We start from the raw sequence: 283 nt of genomic DNA, 5'->3' as shown, positions 1-283 counted from the left end.
GATTCATTGTGAAGACGATCAAGACCCTATATAGGTCTGTAGCTCAGTTGGTTAGAGCGCACCCCTGATAAGGGTGAGGTCGGCAGTTCAAATCTGCCCAGACCTACCAATTTTGGTTGGAATGATGAGCACCCCATGCCTCTGGATAAAGAGTGGTGAGGACGGCTCTTCTGCAGTTCAAATCTGCCCAGACCTACCAATATGCGGGGCCATAGCTCAGCTGGGAGAGCGCCTGCCTTGCACGCAGGAGGTCAGCGGTTCGATCCCGCTTGGCTCCACCACT

General features: G+C 54.1%; 2 tRNA genes. Both read left to right on the top strand.

The window, feature by feature from the left end:
• The first annotated feature begins 32 nt into the window (after window positions 1–32).
• Window positions 33–109 (top strand) — tRNA-Ile (locus ACNFHO_RS27430).
• Window positions 110–205: 96 nt separating this feature from the next.
• Window positions 206–281: transfer RNA gene (locus tag ACNFHO_RS27425), tRNA-Ala, on the top strand.
• The last annotated feature ends 2 nt before the right edge of the window (window positions 282–283 follow it).

This window comes from Pseudomonas sp. NY15374 (genome assembly GCF_048068255.1).
GTDB classification, from domain to species: Bacteria; Pseudomonadota; Gammaproteobacteria; order Pseudomonadales; family Pseudomonadaceae; genus Aquipseudomonas; species Aquipseudomonas machongensis.
The sequence above is the reverse complement of the archived record's forward strand: the minus strand, read 5'-3'. Positions and strand labels throughout refer to the sequence as shown.